Here is a 17407-nt window from a genome sequence, read left to right as displayed (position 1 = left end):
TCGGCGATGCGGCGATATGGGCTGGTGCGATGACCCCCCGATATGCCCAGATGATCCTGATGGCGTGCAGCGCATCGCTGCTCGCCGCCTGCGGCCCCAAGCCGCCGCTGCGTATGATGTCCTGCGCGGCGGCCCCCGCGATGCCGGTCCGGACCGAGGGCGAAAGCCGGACCGCGACGCTGTCGGTGCTGACCTATAATCTGGAAGGGCTGGGCTGGCCGGCGCGCAAGGGACGCGCGCGCGAACTGGCCGAGATCGGTTCGCGGCTGGCGGCGATGCACGCGGCGGGCACCGCGCCCGACGTCGTGCTGTTCCAGGAGATGTTCAGCCCCGCCGCGAAGCGTGCGGTCGCCGCGAGCGGCTATCCCGCGATCGTGCCCGGCCCGCGGCGCACCGATCCGCCCGCCGCCGCGAACGGGCGGATGCCGGGGACGGCGAAGCCGCTGAAGGGCGAGGTCGGGCTTCGCCTGCTCGGCGGCGGGCTCGCCATCGCGTCGCGCTACCCGATCGTCGCGACCGAAACCGACGCTTTTGGACGGCGCGCCTGTGCGGGGCTCGATTGCCTTGCGAACAAGGGGGTGATGCTCGCGCGCGTCCACCTGCCCGGGGTGCCGGGACCGATCGACATCTATAACACCCATATGAATTCGCGCGAGGCGTCGGGGGTCGCCGAAACGCGCAATCTGGAAGCGCATGCGCGGCAGGCGCTCGCGGCGTCGGACTTCATCGCGCGGACGCAGGCGCCCGAGAGCGCGCTGATCTTTGGCGGCGATTTCAACATGCGCCATTCGGAGGCGCGGTGGGAGGGGTTCTCCGCGCATCACCCGCTGACCCTGGTGCATGAGGTGTGCATCGACCCCGCGGCGGGATGCACGGTCGCGCTGTCGTGGGACGGCGACGCGCCGTGGATGGACACGCAGGACCTGCAGTTTTTCGCGAACGGCGAGCGGCTGACGATCCGACCGCTGCGTGCCGAGGCGATGTTCGACGGCCGTCCGGACAGCCCGCGATTGTCGGATCACGACGGCTTTCTCGTCACCTATGAACTGCGCTGGCCCGCGGCGATGGCGGCGGCACCCGTCCCCGCCTGCTGAACGTTTCGCAAATATTGACTCCGCAACGTCTCGATATTATGTATGGCATTGTGTATGGGTATATGCACGGTGACATGCAGGATTAAGACGATGACCGGCGAGCTTGAGGGTCGCGACAAATGGCGGTGGATCTATCGGGCGGGGCTGCACGGGCTGTGCCCGCGGTGCGGCGAGGGAAAGATGTTCCGGCGCTGGCTGAAAGTCGCCGACCATTGCGATACGTGTGGGCTCGATTATGATTTCGCGACGCCTGACGATGGCCCGGCGTTCTTCTCGCTGTGCTTCGTCGCCTTTCCCTTGCTGTTCCTCGTCGTGTGGTTCGAGGTCGCGCTGAATCCGCCCTGGTGGGTGCATCTGGTGACCTCGGTGCCGCTGATGATCGTGCCGTGCCTGCTGATGTTGCACCCGATCAAGGGCTGGCTCGTCGCGTCGCAATATGTGAACAAGGCGCAGGAAGCGGGGACCGGCGCACTGTGGGCCGAGCTGAACGCGCGGGCGAAACGGGAGGTGGCGAGCGACGGCGATGGCTGAGGCATGGATTCCCGACCTGAACGAAACGCCGGGCGCCAAATATCTGGCGATCGCCGACAGCATCGCGGCGGCGGTCGAGACGGGGCGGCTGCGCGCGGGCGATCGCCTGCCGCCGCAGCGTGATCTCGCGGCGCGGCTGGGGATCGACCTGACCACCGTCACCAAGGGTTATGACCAGGCGCGCCAGCGCGGACTGATCGGCGCGCGCGGGCGGGCGGGGAGCTTCATCCTGCCGCAGGATGCGATCGCGGCGGGGCCGCCGCCGCTCGACACCGGCATGAACATGCCGCCCGAGGTCGCGGGCGGGTCGTTGCTGGCGGCATGGGAGCGCACCGCGGGTGCGTTGTTGCGCGCGCCGGGTGCGGGCGGGCGATTGCACTACACACCGGCGGGCGGGCGCGCGGCTGACCGCGCGGCGGGCGCGGCGATTTTCGCGCGGCTGGGCCTCGATTGTTCGGCCGACGAGGTGATCGTCACCGCGGGCGCGCAAAATGCGCTGCACGCGATCGTCGCGGCGACGTTGCAGCCCGGCGATGTGGTGGCGTGCGGGACGCATATCTATTCGGTGTTCCTGCAGTTGGCGCGCAAGGCGGGGCTGACGCTCGCGCCGCTGGCGGCGATGGACGCCGACGCGCTGGAGGCGCTGTGCCGGACCACAAAAGTGGCGGCGCTATATGTGGTGCCGACCAACGACAATCCGACCACGCGCACGCTGGACGCCGGCGAGCGGCGGGCGCTGGCCGAGGTGGCGCGGCGGCACGGGGTGCGGATCATCGAGGATGACGCCTATGGCCAGCTTCCCGAGCGCGCGATCGCGCCGTTGACCAGCTTCGCGCCCGAGCTGGGAACTTATGTGGCGAGTTGTTCGAAGATCCTGTCGCCCGCGCTGCGCGTCGCGCATGTGCGCGCGCCGTCGGTGCGCGAGGCGCTGGCGCTGGCCGCCGAGGTGCACAAGAGCTGCGTGATGGCGCCGCCGCTCGACGCCGCGCTGGTGACGCGCTGGCTGGAGGACGGCAGCTATGACCGGCTGGTCGCCGAGACGCGCGCCGAAGCGGTAGCGCGGCAGGGGCTTGCGGCGGAGATATTGCCCGCGAGTTCCTATGCGGCGCATGCCAGCGGCTATCATCTGTGGGTGCCCTTGCCGGCCGGGGCCGATCAGGGGCGGATCGCCGAGGCGCTGCGCGGCGCGGGAGTGACCGCGATCGCCGCCGATGCCTTTGCGGCGGGCGAGGGCGGCGAGGCGGCGCTGCGTGTGTCGTTGGGCGGCGCGGTGACGCGCGAGGTGCTGGCGCGCGGGCTGACGGTGCTGGAGATGGAATTGGGTGCGGGTAAAGCCGCATAGCGATTACCCGGTTCTGCGGGTTCCATGATGAGCCCTATCTGCTAACGCGGCCCGCGAGTGCGGACGTCCGGCTTTCCGCCATTCGGGTGAAACGGTGCGCGTCCGCGATTTCCTCCTCCTTGTTGCGGTGTGCCTGATCTGGGCCTTCAACAATGTGCTGAGCAAGATCATCGTCGACAGCTGGGCGATTCCGCCGCTTTTCTATGCGGCGCTGCGCTTCGCCGTGGTCGCGGCGGTGATGCTGCCCTGGCTGCTGCCGATGCCGCGCCCGGCCTGGCGGATCGTCGCCATCGCTTTGTGCCTGGGCGGCGGCAGTTTCGCGCTTTTGTTCGTCGGGCTGAAAACGACCTCGCCGTCCTCGGCGGCGATCGTGCTGCAGATGGGGGTGCCCTTCACGATGCTGCTGTCGGTGCTGATCCTCGGCGAGCGCATCCACTGGCGGCGCGGGCTGGGGATCGCGCTGACGCTCGTCGGCGTGCTGATCGTCACCTGGCGCCCCGGCTTCGCGCTGTCGACGGGGCTGTGGCTGATCGCCGCCTCGGCCTTTTCGGGCGCCGCCGGGGCGGTGCTGATGAAGCAGGTCGACGATGTCGCGCCTTTCCGTTTCCAGGCGTGGGTGGGGCTGGTGTCGGTCACCGTGCTCGGCCTCGCCTCGGCGACGTTCGAGCAGGGGCAGGCGGCGGCGGCGCTGGCGGTCGGCTGGCCCTTCCTCGCCGCGGTGCTGTTCACCGCGCTGATCGTCTCGGTCGGCGCGCATTCGGTCTATTATCACCTGATCGACCGCTATGAGGCCAATCTGCTCGCGCCGCTGACGCTGATGACCCCGCTGGCGACGATCGGTTTCGGGGTGTGGATCACCCACGATCATTTCGATTTGCGGATGGCGATCGGTGGCGGGCTGGCGATGGTCGGGGTGCTGATCGTCGCGCTGCGGCGCAAGCCCGCGACCGCGTTGCTGGTCGAGCGCGAGGTGAGGTAGAGACGTGGGTCAGTCGGGCGACGACGATGCGACGTCGACGGAGCGGATGGCGGCTTCATAGGCCTCGAGCCTGCCGCGAAACCGGGCTTTCCGCATCCGTATCACCCAATGGGCGCAGAGCGCGAGGGCAGAAAACGCTATGCCCGCACCGATCCACTGAGCGACGATCGAAGTCGCAGCGCGATCCAGAATGCCCCACATCGCTTCGAGGGCATAGGCGCCGGCTCCTATCCACGCGGCAAAGGCCAGCAGCATGATTCCCGCCGATGGCGGGGGTTCCGGTCGGCCCTTGGGATAGGGTGATATGTCGCCTGCCCGTTCGAACATTCGGCCGTGATATCAAGATTGATGTTCATCGTCATCCCGGACTTGATCCGGGATCCAGCTTAGCCGGGCCGAATAGCGGGACCTCGGGTTAAGCCCGGGGTGACGTCGGAGGGGACATGGACGGGTCGATCTACCCGTCGCGCCCGTACACATCCTCACGGAACGCGACGCCCTGCTTCGTCGCGACGGGGGTGAGGTAGGTCAGGTAGACGGGGACTTCGTGCGGGAGCGCGACGGCCTGTTCGGGGGCGCTGGACTTGGACTTGATCGAGCGCTGGAGCAGCCACTGGCCGAGTTCGGCGGCGTTCTCCAGCCGGATGCAGCCGTTGCTGAAGTGACGGTCGTCCTTCTTGAGCAGGGCGCGGTCGGGGGTGTCGTGGAGGTAGATGCCGAGCTTGTTCGGGAAGAGATATTTGACGCGGCCCATCGAATTGGCACCGCCGGGCAGTTCGCGCAGGCGCAATACCCGCTGGCCCGAAGCGACCGCGGTCCAGTCGATTTCCGACGGGTCGAGCTTGCGCGCGCCGGGACTCCAGTCCGACAGCGCCTCCATGCGCAGCGAGGCGAGGCTGCGGCCCGCGAGCACCTTGGGCGCGATGCTGTTCTGCGCGAGATAGTCGGGGACGTTCCAATAGGGGTTGAGGATCGCCCATTGCAGCTGGCCCGCGAGCAACGGCGTGGGGGTGGCGGGGGCGCCGACGACGACCTTCATCGTGCCGACGCGCTTGCCCGCGCTATAATAGCTGAGCTGGCCCGACGAGGCGTCGACGACGACATGATGGACCCACGGCCCGGGCAGGATGCGCGCGCGGTCGAGGTTGAGGCGGAGGCGCGCCATCTGGTCACGCGAGGCGCCGCGTTTCGCGGCTTGCCCGGCGAGGGTGCGGAGGCGGACATAATCCTCGCTCATCCAGTCCATGCCGGTCATGTACGCGCCGAAATCCTTGGAGAAGGCGGCGGCACGCAGCACGGTGATTGCTTCGGGGCGCTTGGGTTTGAGCGACTTGTCGGCATAGACGGTGCGGTCCTTGCCGGGTTTGCGCTGGTCGCGGACATAGGATGCGAAGGCGTCAGACAGCGCGAGTTCGGCGCGGACGACCGCCTCGGGGTTGCCGCCCTGCGCGTCGCGGATCAGCGCGCGCAGCTTGTCGACGCGATAGGGTTTGAGGCCGTCGAGATCGGCCGAGGCGAGGTAGCCGAGCAGGGTGTCGGCCTGCGGGCCGATCCGGCCCGCGCGGACCCAGAGCGGTTTGTAGCCGCGCTCGGCGTAGAAGCGTTTGATGTCGCCGCCCGCCTGTTCGCGCAGCGCGGTGTCCAAACCGGTGGCGGCGCTGGCCGTCGCGGGGGCCTTTGCGGGCGCGGCCGAGGCGACGATCGGCGCGGCGGTCGCCATCAGCGCGAGGAAAAGGGGAATGCAGCGGCACCGCATTCCCCGGCATGTCATCTGGTCCAAAGGGCGATCAGCCCTTTTCGCCGATACGGGTCGGCGGCGGCGGGGGCGGCGGGGTGTAAGCCGGCTGGTTCGGGTGATAGATGCCGTCGGCGGTGTAATAGCCGTCGATGATGCCATCGCCGTCGCGGTCGGCGGCGACGCTGCCCGGAACGGCGCCCGGCGGCGGCGGCGGGGCCATGGCGACCTCTTCCTTGGCGGCGCAGGCTGACAGTAGCAGGGCAGCGGCCCCGGTGACGATGAGGGGGGTGAAACGCATGGGTCGCTCCTTGGAAATGGCGCAGGGTGGGGATTCCCCCCGACGCGCGTGCGAAAAAGCTACGCGGCGTGGTGGCCAATGTTGCACGGGGGCGTCGGGCGCGCGATCAGCGGTGCGCTTTGCGCGACGAGAGGGGGAGTTTTGGCGGTGGAACGAGGGATGCGGGCGAGTCCTTCGGCCCTCACCCTTCCGGCGCTTCGCGCCTCCCTCCCTCTCCCGGCGGGAGAGGGAAGGGGCCCGCCGGCAAGGCCGGTGGGAAGGGTGAGGGTGCCGAGGTTTACTGCCTCGCCGCGGCGCTCGCGTCGCGGATCGCCTTGAACTCGCTGTCGTCCTTCCACGACGGCCATTTGGCCGAGCGCGCGAGCTCGTCGCCGATCGTGCGGAACAGCTCGATATCCTGCACCGCCCCGTCGAGGTTCCAGCTGTCGTCCCACGCGTCGCAGGCCTGATGATAGCAATTGCCGGTATAGTCATCGACCCACTTCTGGCCCGCCGCCTTGCCGCCGACGACGAGGTCGGACGCCCCGGCGATGCCCATCATCAGCAGGACGGGGACGCCGCGCTTGGCCATCGAAAAATGGTCGGCGCGGTAAAAGAGGCCGCGTTCGGGCAGGCTCTCGACCGAGACCGTGCGGCCCTGCGTCGCGGCGACGCGGGCGAGATCGTCCTCGAGGCTGCCCTGCCCCTTGCCGACGAGGATGACGTCCTTCGCCTTGCCCGCGGTCTGAAGGATGTCGAGGCCGAGGTTGGCGACGGTCTTTTCGGGCAGATAGATCGGGTTCTGGGCATAGGCTTCGGAGCCGAGGAGGCCGCGTTCCTCGGCGGTCCAGAAGGCGAAGACGAGGCTGCGGTCGGGGGCGGGCGCCGCCTTGAAGGCGCGGGCGATCTCGAACAGCCCGGCGACGCCGAGCGCGTCGTCATTGGCGCCGGCGCGGTAGATGCGGCCCTGCGCATCGGGCTTGCCCTCGCCATAGGCGTCCCAGTGGGCGCCATACATCACCACCTCGTCGGGGCGTTTGGCGCCGGGGATTTTGGCGAGGACATTCTGGCTCTGCACGACCTCTTGGCGGACCGGGATTGCGGCGTCGAGGGTGACGCCGGACATCGGAACGGGGCGGAAATCGGCGCGGCGCGCGGCGATGCGGAGCTGGTTCAGGTCGAGCTTGGCGTCGGCAAAGAGCTTGTCGGCGACGTCGTGGGCGATCCAGCCCTGCAGTTGCAGGCTGGTGCGCTTTTCGGCGGGCACGACGAGGCCATAATTTTCGCCGCCGCCGCTTTTGACGACGTTCCAGCCATAACCGACGCCGTCGGTGTCGTGGACGATCAGCGCGGCGATCGCGCCGCGGCGCGAGGCTTCCTCGAACTTGTAGGTCCAGCGGCCGTAATAGGTCATCGTCTTGCCGCCGAACTTGCCCGCGACGGGTTCGCCCGCGGCGGCGGAGAAATCGGGGTCGTTGATCAGGAAGACCGCGACCTTGCCCTTCAGATCCTGTCCCTTGAAATCGTCCCAGCCGCGTTCGGGGGCGCTGACCCCGTAACCGACGAAGACGAGCGGCGCGGCGGCGACGGTCGCGATATCGACGGGCTGGAGCGTCGAGACATAGATGTCAGTGCCCTGGACGAGCGGTTGGACATTGCCGTTCCGTGCGAACTGCAGCCTGGTCGGCGCGGCGAGCGCGGTGTGGAGCAGCGGCACCGGCTGGGTCCAGCCGCCGTCGGTTCCGCCGGGTTCGAGCCCCAAGGCCTGCATCCGCCCGATGAGATAGCCGATCGTGCGCTCCTCGCCGACCGTGCCGGGCGCGCGGCCCTGAAACTGGTCCGAGGCGAGGGTTCGCACCGTTTCGGTGAGGTTGTCGGCGGAGATCGTCGGGGCGGGCGCCGTGCCGGTTTGTGCGGCGGCGGGGGCGGCGAGAGCGAGGAGAAGGGCGGCGGTGAGGCGCATCGACATGATAAGGTATAGTCCCGGCTGGAAAGGGTGGGTTCGAAGGTCCCGACCCGTCAGAGTGCGTTTTTCCGTCCATGGCACATTCGCGGCGCCAAAGCAGCGGGGATGTTCTCCGGGGCCACCCCACAAGCTGCCGCGATCGGGCGCCCCGTCGACGACCCATGCGGCATCCCACCCGAAATTTATTGGGATGGGCGGCGCGCCGGGTCGAATCTAGGCAGGTGTGGGGGGCGACGCATCTGTCTGTCTTTTGGTGCATTTCCGTGGGGAGAATCCTGTGGCGACCGTTGCAAGAAAAGTGATTCCCGGCACCGATGGCGTCGATGACATTGTCGGCACCGCCGACGCCGACGAGATCGCCACCGGCAAGGGCAACGATATCGTCCATGCCGGCGGCGGCGACGACGTGGTCGATGGCGGCATCGGCGACGACATTTTATATGGCGAGGGCGGCAACGACCGGCTTTACGCGACGGTCGGCAACGACAGGCTGTATGGCGGCGAAGGCAATGATACGCTGGAGGGCAGCCTCGAGGCCTTTGCAAACGCCGATTTCGCCAGCCTGGGGTTGCCTGCGAACGGGCGCCAGACCAGCTATCTGTACGGTGAGGCGGGCAATGACACGCTAATCGCCGAGGCCACCTTCGGGACCGCTCAGACGGGCACCCGCACGACCTATATGTACGGCGGCACTGGTGACGACACCTATTATGTGCGCTTCGCCGACCAGAACTATATCTTCGAAAATCCCGGCGAGGGCACACGCGACACGATCATCCTGCTCTATCGCGAGACGCCGGGAAGCGGGAACGTGTTTTACATGCCCGCCAATGTCGAATGGCTGCGCGGCGTGCTGGGCACGCGCACAGTGAACGGGGTTCGCGAGTCGGCGACGATCGTCGGCAATAACCTCGACAATTATATCGAGACCTCGGCCGAGCTGGGCGGGGTGAAGACACCGACGGGCAACATGACGATCCTGGCCGGGGCGGGTAATGACTCGGTCTTTTCCGATGCCGGCAACGACGTGTTGTACGGCGAGGCGGGCGACGACTCCCTGAGCGGCGGCACGGGGGTGGATGTGCTGATCGGCGGCGAGGGCAATGATTCGCTCGACACCTCCTTTTTCGCGAGCGATCCGACATTCGCCGACGCGCTGTATGGCGGGACCGGCAACGACACCTATGGCATCGATCATGCCGGGGACATCGCGTTCGAAAATGCCGGTGAAGGCACCGACACCGCGCTCGTCCGCATCGCGAACGGCGGCTGGTACGGGCATGCCCATATCGAAAATATCTGGTCGAGTTCGAACACCCTGACCTTTCTGGTGGGCAATGCGCAGGACAATGACATTCGCGGCGGCGAGGCGAGCGAATTGCTGCTCGGCGGTGGCGGCAACGACAGCATCAACGGCGGTCTGGGCAATGACAGCCTGTTCGGCGAAGCCGGCAACGACTTTCTGTTTGGCGGCGGCGGGATCGATTATCTCGCCGGCGGGACCGGCAATGACTCGCTCAACGGGGCCGGGGAGGCCGATGCGCTTTACGGCGAGGATGGCGACGATTTCCTGTTCGGCGGCACCGGCTTCTTCACCGACATATTGGTCGGGGGCGCAGGCAACGACAGTCTGGACGGCGGCACCGGCGATCGCAACGCCTCGCTGGGCGACTATGACCTGATGGACGGCGGCGCCGGCGACGACAAATATTATGTAGACACCCCCGACGACCTGACCTTCGAGGCGGTGGGTGGCGGCAACGATACGGTCTATGCCCACATCAACGGCGCCGGCTACTATCTCTACGCCAATGTCGAGAATCTGTACCTGTCGGGCAACACGAGCTTTGGCGTCGGCAACGAGCTCGACAATCTGATCTCCGCCGAAGGCAACACCGCGGTGACGTTGCTCGGCGGGCGGGGCAACGACAAATTATATGGCAATAACGGCGCGAACGGGCTTTACGGCGAGGGCGGCAACGACGAACTTTACGGCGGCGGCGGCAATGACGTGCTGATCGGCGGCGCCGGCAATGATTTCCTCGACGGCGGCGCGGGGGGCGACGTCCTGGTCGGCGGCGCGGGGGCGGACCGTTTCTTCATCGGCACCCATGGCAACGATATCGACTATATCAGGGACTTCGAACGCGGGATCGACCGGATCCAGCTCAGCGCCAGCTATATCGACTTCGCGTCGCTGCAGTCGCATTTTTCGCAACAGGGCGCCAACACGGTGATCGAATATAGCAGCGGGCGGTTCCTGGTGCTGGAAAATGTCGTCGCGACGACGCTGACCGGCGCCGATTTCGGATTTTAGCCGCGCCCACATTGCCGTTGTGCGAACTGGTGCCGCTGAATATCGGATGTTTAGGCGGCGAGGAGGCCGGGACGCAGAACGGGGAAGGTCGTGTTGAAGAAGGTGGCGCATAAGGAAATCGTCGGTACCGCCGGGGACGACAAGATCACCGGGACCGACGGGGATGACATCATCCGGGCCGGTGCGGGGAACGACCTGGTGGTCGGCGGTGCCGGCTATGACGAGATAGATGGCGGGGACGGCGACGACATTCTCTATGGCGCATCGCTGAACGGTGGCAGGGGGACTGATACGCTGGTTGGCGGGTTCGGAAACGACTCGCTCGATATCCGTTTCGATCCGTCCGAAGCGCCGTCGGCCGATCTGCTCTATGGCGGTAAGGGCGATGACCTATATGGTATCGACCATCCGGGCGATATCGTGTTCGAAGATGCCGACCCGCCAGGCCTCTCTCTTTATGGCCGGGATACGGCCTTTGTCCGCATTCAGAATGGCGGCTGGTACGCCAATGAAAATATCGAGACGATTATCGTCGAGTCGGACACGCTGACCTTTCTGGTCGGCAATTCCCGCGACAACCGGATCGAAGGCGGGCTGGGTGACGAGTTGTTGCTGGGCGGCGCCGGGAACGACTCGATTGCGGGCGGCGGCGAAGGCGAGCCGTTCGGTGGCAACGACAGCATTTTCGGCGAAGACGGCAACGATTGGCTGTTCGGGCTGTACGGGAATGATTATCTGGTCGGCGGCAATGGTCACGATCTGCTTTATGGTGGCGACGGTTCGGATGCCCTCTATGGCGAGGACGGCGACGACGAACTGCAAGGGGGTGAGGATTTCGCCACCGACATCCTCGTCGGCGGTGCCGGCAGAGATGTTCTGGACGGCGCGGGCGGACTTGGTGACTATGACCTGATGGACGGTGGTGCCGGCAACGATAGCTATCGTGTCGATACCCCCGCCGATCTGACCTTCGAAGCTGCGGGCGGCGGAAGCGACAGTGTCTATGCCCTCATCGAAGGGGCGGGCTATTACCTCTATGCCAATGTCGAGAATCTGTACGTCTGGGGCAACACGACCTTTGGGGTCGGCAACGAACTGAGCAATCTCATTTCGGCTCGCGACCAGCGCGGTCGACCGGCTAGCGAACTCAACGTCGCCTTGCTGGGTGGTGGCGGCCATGACCTGATCTTGGGCAATGACGTTGCCAACGGCATCTATGGCGAGGATGGCAACGACGAGCTGTACGGTTATGGCGGCAATGACGTCCTCGTTGGTGGCGCCGGCCGCGACTATATCGATGGCGGCGACGGCAACGACGTCATGGTCGGCGGCGCGGCAGGGGACCTGTTTTTCGTGCAGGCGTCGAGCCTTCCTTCGATCGACTATATCCTCGATTTCGAAGACGGCCTCGATACGATCAAGGTCGACGGGTATTCGGATTTTGCCGCGCTGCAGCCGCATATCTATCAGCAGGGCGCCGACGCGGTGGTCCAATATGCGGCCGATCGTTTCCTGGTGATCCAGAATTTCAACATGTCGCTGCTGTCGGGCGCCGATTTCGGGTTCTGAGCGGCGGCAGTCGATGTTCGCCGGCATTTGACCGCAAGAAACGGGGCGCCGCGCGCGCGGCGCGAAGCCATGGCGGCGGGATGACGACTGGTATCGCCCCGCCCGCCCGCTCCGCCACCCACCCGATCGAGGCGCGGATCGCCGCGATCGATTGGCCGGCCCTCTCGGTGGCGCTCGATGCCGAGGGCTGGGCGGTGGTGCCAGGGCTGTTCGGCGATGCCGAATGCGATGCGCTGGCGGCGTGTTACGACGCGCCGCAAGGGCTTCGTAGCCATGTCCATATGGCGCGGCACGGGTTCGGGCGCGGGGAATATCGCTATTTCGCCTATCCGCTGCCGGCGCCGGTCGCGGACCTGCGCACGGCACTCTATACGCGGCTGGCGCCGATCGCCAACCGCTGGCACGCGCGGATGGGGATGGATGTGCGCTTTCCCGACGCCCATGCCGCGTTTCTGGCGCGCTGCCACGCGGCGGGGCAGGCGCGGCCGACACCGCTGCTGCTGTCCTATGGGCCGGGCGATTATAACTGCCTGCATCAGGATCTATATGGCGAGCATGTCTTTCCACTGCAGCTCGCGGTGCTGCTGTCGGCACCGGGGGACGATTTTACGGGTGGCGAGTTCCTGCTCACCGAGCAGCGCCCGCGCATGCAGTCGCGCGCCGCGGTCGTGCCGCTGGGCAAGGGCGATGCGGTGGTCTTCGCGGTCAACACCCGGCCGGTGCGGGGCGCCCGCGGCGATTATCGGGTAGCGATGCGCCACGGGGTAAGTGCCCTACGAACCGGTCAGCGCCGCACCCTCGGCCTGATCTTCCACGACGCGGGGTGACGCGAGCGAAGCCCGCTTGCCAAACTGCTGGTCTGGCCGCATAAAATCATTTGGTCAGACTTGCTGGCGGGCCGCGTTGCGGGGGAAAGTCGATCGATCCGGATACGCCCCCTGAGGACGACCTGCCCGGTCCCGCCGACGCGCTGGTGGCGAGCCTTTATGCCGAACTGCGGACGATCGCGCGGCGCGAGCATTATCGCGCCGGCGGCCCCCAGACCTTGCAGACGACGGCGCTGATCAACGAGGCCTATGTCAAATTGCGCCGCGCCGACGGGTGGGAAAGCCAGTCGCATTTCCTGGCCTGCGCGGCGACCGCGATGCGCCACATATTGATCGACGCGGCGCGGGCGCGGCTGGCGTCGAAGCGCGGGGCGGGGGATTACAGCTTTACCCAGAGCCTCGATTCGCTCGCCGCCGCGGTGCCCGAGGACGAACAGGTGCTGAAACTCGGCGACGCGCTCGAGGCGTTGAAGCGGCAGGACGCCAATCTGGCGCAGGTCGTCGATTGCCGTTTCTTCGCCGGGATGGACGAGCGCGAGACTGCCGACGTGCTGGGGGTAACCGACCGAACGGTGCGCCGTTGGTGGGTACAGGCGCGGGCGTGGATCCATCAGGAAATGGCCGCGGCTTAAGGCCTGCTGCCATGAGCCCAATGGTCGCCGGCGCGGTCCCGGCCTAGCCCGCTGCGGCGATGCGTTTGCGCAGCGCCGCGACCGATTGCAGATAGGGGATGCCGCTCGGCCCAGCCTTGCGGAAGATTGCGTCGGCGTCGTCGACTTCCCGGCGCGCTTCGGCGAGGCGGCGCTGCTTCAGGCGCAGGATCGCGCGGGCGCGGCCGAGGACGGCGGCGGGGAGACCGGGGGGCATGGCGTCGAAAAGCGGCTGGAGCTGATCGATCAGCGCCTGTGCACCCGCAACGTCGCCGGTTTCGGCGCGCGCCTCGGCGAGTGCGGCACCGATGATGATCGTCGGCAGCGCCTTGGGCGAAAGATTGTCGGCCGCCATCGGATAGGCTTCCTCCAACGCTTTGCGCGCCGCTGCATATTTGCCAAGTGGCATCTGAGCGCGGCTCAATTGCACCAGGTCGACCGCGAGGCCCGCCGATTCACCGAGCGTCGCGCGGCGCTGGGCGACGAGGGCGATCAACAGCGGTTCGGCCTCGGCGGGCTTGCCGAGCCGGATGAGGCGCAGCGCCTTCAATTGGCGGATGTTGAGGTCCGATCCGCTGTTCTCATCGCCCGAGCGGGCGATCACCGCCTCGGCACGCGCGATGATCGGCGTCATCGCGTCGAGCTGGTTGGTTTCGATCATGTAGACGAGGATATTGTTATAGACCGACAGCAGGTCGCGATGGTTTTCCTTCCACACCGCTTCGGCGTCGGGGAGGGTCGAGACGAGGAGCTCGATCGCCTCCTGGGTCTTGCCCGTACGGCGCAGATATTGGGCCTTCGCCTGTTTGAGTTCGACGATCTGCAGGCGGTAGCGGATCGGATCCGTCGCAAAGACGCGCTCGGCGTCGGCGAGCAGCGCGGGCATTTCTTCGGTATTGTCGATCGCGGCGGCGCCGGCCGCCTTTTTTATCTTCAGGTCGGCGGTCGCGGCGGCGCTGTCGCTGCCCACGCCGCGTTCGAGCGCGCGGCTGACGAGGGTGTAGGAGCCTAGGTTGTCTTCGAGGTTTACGTAGAGGTTGAAGAGGGTGGCGACGAGGACCGCCGATTCCTCGCTGTGGTCGAGCGAATTGGCGAGCTTCTCGGCGGTCTGGTCGAGCATCTGCTTGACCGTCGCGGTCTCGCCCTCGTCGGTCGCGGCGGTGTCGCGGAGCATTACGGTGAGCAGCCGGTTGATCGCTTCTGACCGTTTGGCCTCGGCGAGCGCGGCGTCGCGTTCGATCGCGGTGGCGCGCGCCTGCCAGGCGATGCCGCCCGCTCCGACGAGCAAGGCGGCAAGCACCGCGGCGGTCGCGGCGACGCCCCAGCGGTACCGGCGCAGGAAACGCCCCGCCATATAGCGGGTCGACCCGTCGCGCGCGTGGACGGGCAGGAACTGCTGGTGGCGCGCGACGTCTTCGGAGAGCGCGCTGACGCTGAGATAGCGTTCGGTCGGGGTGCGGCGCATCGCCTTCATCACGATCGCGTCGAGATCGCCGCCGATCTTGCCTGCGGGGACCGGGCCGGCGCCGGTCGCGGCGGCGCGGCTGGGCAGCGCCGCATCCTCGTAAAGCACGCGGCGGATCATCGCGGGGACCGAGGATTTTTCGGTGCGCCAGGGGCTTTGGCCGCTGACCAGTTCGTAGAGGACGACGCCGAGCGCATAGACGTCGGTCGCCACCGTCGCCTCGTCGCCGCCGAGCTGTTCGGGGGCGGCATAGTCGGGGGTGAGCATCGCCTGCGTCGTCGCGGGCAGGGCGGCGCTGTCGTCGAGCAATTTGCCGATGCCGAAATCGACGAGGCGCGGCTTGCCCGCGGGGTCGATCAGGATGTTCGACGGCTTGATGTCGCGGTGGACGACGAGGTTGGCGTGGGCGAAGGCGACCGCGTCGCACGTTTCGCGGAACAGTTTGAGCCGCGTGTCGAGGTCGGCGGCGTGGCTGCGGCACCAGGCGTCGATCGGCTGCCCGTCGACATAGTCCATGACGATATAGGGGCGGCCGTCGGGGGCGACCCCGGCGTCGATCAGCCGCGCGATCCCCGGATGGTCGAGCCGCGCGAGCAGGCGGCGTTCGCGCGCGAAGCTTTCGGCGCGCTCGGCGGCGTCGACGCGGAGCAGCTTGAGCGCGACCTTCTGGTCGAAATCGGCGCCCGCACGGCGCGCCAGATAGACCTCGCCGAGCCCGCCGCGCCCGATCAACCGGTCGATCGTGAAGCCGCCGACATCCTGCCCCGACGCGAGCGAGGTGTAGGCCGCGGGCGGCGCTTCGGTGCCGAGCGGCGGCGGCGTCCCGTCGAGGATGCCCTCGCCGCGCGACGCGGTGAGCAGCCCGCGCACCGCGGTGACGATGTCGGGGGCGAGCGCCGATCGGGTCAGCCGCCGGGTCTGGGTGTCGGGGGGCAGGTCGACCAGTTCATCGAACAGCGCCTGGATGGCCTGCCAATCGTCCCGGTCGAGTCCCGCCATATGATGTCCCCCTCGTCCCCGGTGTAAGGCCAGACGGAAGGAGGTCAATCGCTGGAATCGCGGCGCTATTCGGCCTCGGTGCTGAGCCCCAGCGCGGGGATGCCGATCGAGCGGCGGCCGCCGAAGTCCGAGCGGACGACGACCGCGCCATGTTTTTCCATATAGTCGACGAGGCGCCGGATGCGGCCCGGCGAGCGGGTGCCATAAGCGCGGCCGAGCGCGTCGTCGTCGGGGCAGGGCAGCCCCTCCATCGCGGCGCGGCCGATCTGGACGAAGGGCGCGAGCATGTCGTCGGGCAGGCGCGACGCGGCGTCGAGCAGATCGGCCCAGCGCGGGTCGGCGGGGTCGAAAATGCCCCCCTTCGCGAGCGCGAAGCGGCGGCGGAACTGCGCGAGGTCGAGCGGCACGCGCGCGAGCCGCGCCATGCGGCAACGCACCGAGAAATCCTGGTAGAGAAAGGCCTCGGGGTGGAAGGCGCCGTCGGGGTCGGCGAGCATGTCGTGCAGCGCGGCGACGATCCCGGCCTCGATATCCTCGGCGGCGGCGGTCGCGGCGGCCTGTGCCGCCTCGACCTCTTCGGGGCTGAGCGCGGGATCGGGTTCGGCCTCGGCGAGCGCGAGGTCGTCGTCGTGCGCCGCGAATTGCCGCATCAGGTCGTGCGCGGGGACGGGTTTCGGTGCGGGCGGCGGCGGGGGGGGCATCGTCTCCAGCTCGGCGAAGAGCATCGTGCGCATGTCGTGCGGCTCGGCATCGGGGAGCGGCAGCAGGCCGTGCGTCCCGGCGCGCGTCGCGGTCTGGGTCGCGCCGATGCGGATCGACACCGGGCGGCGCGAGATCGCGGGGCCGAGCCCGAGGAAATGGCCGCGGTCGAGGTCGCGGATCGCTTCGGCCTGGCGGCGTTCCATGCCGAGCAGGTCGGCGGCGCGCGCCATGTCGATGTCGAGGAAGGTGCGCCCCATCAGGAAATTGCTCGCCTCGGCCGCGACATTCTTGGCGAGCTTGGCGAGACGCTGGGTCGCGATCGCCCCGGCGAGCCCGCGCTTGCGGCCGCGGCACATCAAATTGGTCATCGCCGACAGGCTGGCGCGCCGGACGGTGTCGGACACGTCGCCCGAGGCGCTGGGCGCGAACATCTGCGCCTCGTCGACGACGACGAGCGCGGGAAACCAATGTTCGCGCGGGGCGTCGAACAGCGCGTTCAAAAAGGCGGCGGCGCAGCTCATCTGCGCCTCGATATCCAAGGTGTCGAGCGCGACGATCACCGAGGCGCGATGTTCGCGGATGCGTGCGCCCATCGCCGCGATCTCGCGCTCGCTATAGTCGCCGGCGTTGATCACGACATGGTTGTAGCGGTCGGCGAGGGTGACGAAATCGCCCTCGGGATCGATCACCACCTGCTGGACGAGGCCGGCGCTTTCCTCGAGGATGCGGCGCAGCAGGTGCGACTTGCCCGACCCCGAATTGCCCTGCACGAGCAGGCGCGTCGCGAGCAGTTCCTGCACGTCGATGCGGACCGCATTTAGCGCGGCGTCGGTTCCGATGGTGATGCTGCTGTCCACGATGGCTTGCCACTAACGGGGCGGGGGCGGGGTGGCAATGGTGGGGGTGGGGTCGGAGGGTCGCCGTAGAAGTTGTTCGGCGGCTTGCCCTTCG

General features: G+C 67.6%; 14 protein-coding genes. 8 read left to right on the top strand and 6 right to left on the bottom strand.

The genetic code is table 11. The features are described from left to right. Positions 1 to 29 precede the first annotated feature (29 nt). From AC3WS4_RS04930 to AC3WS4_RS04915, 4 genes are all read left to right on the top strand, one after another. Positions 30 to 1094, top strand: coding sequence for an endonuclease/exonuclease/phosphatase family protein (locus tag AC3WS4_RS04930; RefSeq protein WP_492736085.1), 1065 nt, complete (start codon positions 30 to 32; stop codon positions 1092 to 1094). A 90-nt stretch (positions 1095 to 1184) separates the two neighbouring features. Then, positions 1185 to 1625 carry a DUF983 domain-containing protein gene (locus AC3WS4_RS04925; protein ID WP_492736087.1) on the top strand — a complete coding sequence of 147 codons (441 nt, stop codon included), beginning with the start codon at positions 1185 to 1187 and terminating at the stop codon, positions 1623 to 1625. Further along, the gene (locus AC3WS4_RS04920; RefSeq protein WP_492736089.1) at positions 1618 to 2967 is read left to right on the top strand and encodes an aminotransferase-like domain-containing protein; all 1350 of its coding nucleotides are present in this window, start codon (positions 1618 to 1620) and stop codon (positions 2965 to 2967) included. The genes AC3WS4_RS04925 and AC3WS4_RS04920 overlap by 8 nt, the downstream gene beginning before the upstream one ends. A 94-nt stretch (positions 2968 to 3061) precedes the next feature. Further along, the gene (locus AC3WS4_RS04915) at positions 3062 to 3946 is read left to right on the top strand and encodes a DMT family transporter (RefSeq protein WP_492736090.1); all 885 of its coding nucleotides are present in this window, start codon (positions 3062 to 3064) and stop codon (positions 3944 to 3946) included. 9 nt (positions 3947 to 3955) lie between these two features. Here AC3WS4_RS04915 and AC3WS4_RS04910 read toward each other — a convergent pair whose 3' ends face one another. The 4 genes from AC3WS4_RS04910 to AC3WS4_RS04895 all read right to left on the bottom strand — a co-directional run bounded on the left by AC3WS4_RS04910 (position 3956) and on the right by AC3WS4_RS04895 (position 7930). Next, positions 3956 to 4201, bottom strand: a complete 246-nt coding sequence (locus tag AC3WS4_RS04910) for a hypothetical protein (protein WP_492736092.1) — start codon at positions 4199 to 4201, stop codon at positions 3956 to 3958. A 202-nt stretch (positions 4202 to 4403) separates the two neighbouring features. Continuing rightward, entirely contained in the window at positions 4404 to 5666 is a 1263-nt protein-coding gene (locus tag AC3WS4_RS04905; protein WP_492736094.1) for a L,D-transpeptidase scaffold domain-containing protein, read from the bottom strand. 67 nt (positions 5667 to 5733) lie between these two features. After that, positions 5734 to 5982 carry a hypothetical protein gene (locus AC3WS4_RS04900; protein WP_187669092.1) on the bottom strand — a complete coding sequence of 83 codons (249 nt, stop codon included), beginning with the start codon at positions 5980 to 5982 and terminating at the stop codon, positions 5734 to 5736. A gap of 277 nt (positions 5983 to 6259) precedes the next feature. Continuing rightward, positions 6260 to 7930 carry a M20/M25/M40 family metallo-hydrolase gene (locus AC3WS4_RS04895; protein WP_492736096.1) on the bottom strand — a complete coding sequence of 557 codons (1671 nt, stop codon included), beginning with the start codon at positions 7928 to 7930 and terminating at the stop codon, positions 6260 to 6262. 274 nt (positions 7931 to 8204) lie between these two features. Here AC3WS4_RS04895 and AC3WS4_RS04890 point away from each other — a divergent pair, with 274 nt between their 5' ends. The 4 genes from AC3WS4_RS04890 (at position 8205) to AC3WS4_RS04875 (ending at position 13272) form a co-directional block, all read left to right on the top strand. Continuing rightward, positions 8205 to 10244 carry a calcium-binding protein gene (locus AC3WS4_RS04890; RefSeq protein WP_492736097.1) on the top strand — a complete coding sequence of 680 codons (2040 nt, stop codon included), beginning with the start codon at positions 8205 to 8207 and terminating at the stop codon, positions 10242 to 10244. A gap of 90 nt (positions 10245 to 10334) precedes the next feature. Further along, positions 10335 to 11813 (top strand): calcium-binding protein, encoded by a 1479-nt coding sequence (locus tag AC3WS4_RS04885; protein ID WP_492736099.1) that lies wholly within the window; start codon positions 10335 to 10337, stop codon positions 11811 to 11813. An 80-nt stretch (positions 11814 to 11893) separates the two neighbouring features. Next, positions 11894 to 12640 (top strand): 2OG-Fe(II) oxygenase, encoded by a 747-nt coding sequence (locus tag AC3WS4_RS04880; RefSeq protein ID WP_492736101.1) that lies wholly within the window; start codon positions 11894 to 11896, stop codon positions 12638 to 12640. A gap of 50 nt (positions 12641 to 12690) precedes the next feature. After that, positions 12691 to 13272: an ECF-type sigma factor gene (locus tag AC3WS4_RS04875; RefSeq protein WP_492736103.1), complete on the top strand. Its 582-nt coding sequence runs from the start codon at positions 12691 to 12693 to the stop codon at positions 13270 to 13272. A gap of 43 nt (positions 13273 to 13315) precedes the next feature. Here AC3WS4_RS04875 and AC3WS4_RS04870 read toward each other — a convergent pair whose 3' ends face one another. Both AC3WS4_RS04870 and AC3WS4_RS04865 read right to left on the bottom strand, forming a co-directional pair. Further along, entirely contained in the window at positions 13316 to 15754 is a 2439-nt protein-coding gene (locus tag AC3WS4_RS04870; protein WP_492736105.1) for a serine/threonine-protein kinase, read from the bottom strand. Positions 15755 to 15819: 65 nt separating this feature from the next. Continuing rightward, positions 15820 to 17313 carry a helicase HerA domain-containing protein gene (locus tag AC3WS4_RS04865; RefSeq protein ID WP_492736106.1) on the bottom strand — a complete coding sequence of 498 codons (1494 nt, stop codon included), beginning with the start codon at positions 17311 to 17313 and terminating at the stop codon, positions 15820 to 15822. Positions 17314 to 17407 lie beyond the last annotated feature (94 nt).

The organism is Sphingopyxis sp. EU05-FHT14B03 (assembly GCF_058790875.1).
This window is presented reverse-complemented; position numbering and strand designations above follow the sequence as displayed.

What these genes read in the sequence shown, in the direction of transcription:
- AC3WS4_RS04930 (WP_492736085.1), top strand. Translation starts at nt 30, where the DNA reads ATGACCCCCCGATATGCCCAGATGATCCTGATGGCGTGCAGCGCATCG.
- AC3WS4_RS04925 (WP_492736087.1), top strand. Translation starts at nt 1,185, where the DNA reads ATGACCGGCGAGCTTGAGGGTCGCGACAAATGGCGGTGGATCTATCGG.
- AC3WS4_RS04920 (WP_492736089.1), top strand. Translation starts at nt 1,618, where the DNA reads ATGGCTGAGGCATGGATTCCCGACCTGAACGAAACGCCGGGCGCCAAA.
- AC3WS4_RS04910 (WP_492736092.1), bottom strand. Translation starts at nt 4,201, where the DNA reads ATGCTGCTGGCCTTTGCCGCGTGGATAGGAGCCGGCGCCTATGCCCTC.
- AC3WS4_RS04905 (WP_492736094.1), bottom strand. Translation starts at nt 5,666, where the DNA reads ATGGCGACCGCCGCGCCGATCGTCGCCTCGGCCGCGCCCGCAAAGGCC.
- AC3WS4_RS04900 (WP_187669092.1), bottom strand. Translation starts at nt 5,982, where the DNA reads ATGCGTTTCACCCCCCTCATCGTCACCGGGGCCGCTGCCCTGCTACTG.
- AC3WS4_RS04895 (WP_492736096.1), bottom strand. Translation starts at nt 7,930, where the DNA reads ATGTCGATGCGCCTCACCGCCGCCCTTCTCCTCGCTCTCGCCGCCCCC.
- AC3WS4_RS04880 (WP_492736101.1), top strand. Translation starts at nt 11,894, where the DNA reads ATGACGACTGGTATCGCCCCGCCCGCCCGCTCCGCCACCCACCCGATC.
- AC3WS4_RS04870 (WP_492736105.1), bottom strand. Translation starts at nt 15,754, where the DNA reads ATGGCGGGACTCGACCGGGACGATTGGCAGGCCATCCAGGCGCTGTTC.